Origin of the sequence: Neisseria sp. P0018.S001, assembly GCF_051957355.1 — a bacterium.
GTDB lineage: Bacteria > Pseudomonadota > Gammaproteobacteria > Burkholderiales > Neisseriaceae > Neisseria > Neisseria subflava_A.
The window spans coordinates 1-424 of the sequence record NZ_JBQCWN010000086.1 but is presented as its reverse complement, the minus strand read 5'-3'; the positions used below and the strand labels follow the sequence as shown (position 1 = coordinate 424).

General features: G+C 37.3%; 1 protein-coding gene and 1 pseudogene. Both read right to left on the bottom strand.

Annotated elements, in window-relative coordinates:
• Positions 1-239 (bottom strand): hypothetical protein (locus tag ACTHTJ_RS10955; protein WP_440361017.1); only part of this gene is annotated, 239 nt, incomplete at its 3' end.
• A 2-nt stretch (positions 240-241) separates the two neighbouring features.
• Positions 242-343: pseudogene (locus tag ACTHTJ_RS10950) on the bottom strand (HNH endonuclease); the annotation flags it as partial.
• Between the last annotated feature and the right edge of the window lie 81 nt (positions 344-424).

Sequence of the window (424 nt, the reverse complement as noted above, 5' to 3'; positions counted from 1 at the left end):
TTTTTTTTCGATTTTGATAGGCTGTAACTCGAAACAAAACCTACAATATTGTCAATATCGGCAATTACCCCATCGAAATCCGCCAAGTCAAAAATATAAAAAGGGGTGTCCTCAATGGGCATATCGCGTATTACTTGTTCAATCCATAACTTGAATTCATTTAAATCAATAGATTGAGAGAATAAGCATTTAATTGCAAATCCTAAATCATCACTATCCTCTTTTATGATTTTCCACATAGTCACTTTCCTTTACTCATCGCTTCCCAACCAATATGGCCGGTATCATGATGCAAGTCTTCACCAATCAATTGCATCCTTCCTGTATCTTGATGATGATGCCAAAGGTCGTCTGATGTTTTTCAGACGACCTCATTACCCTCTAAAGCGGAGGCAGTTCTACAAATGGAAAGAAATGCTGAAAC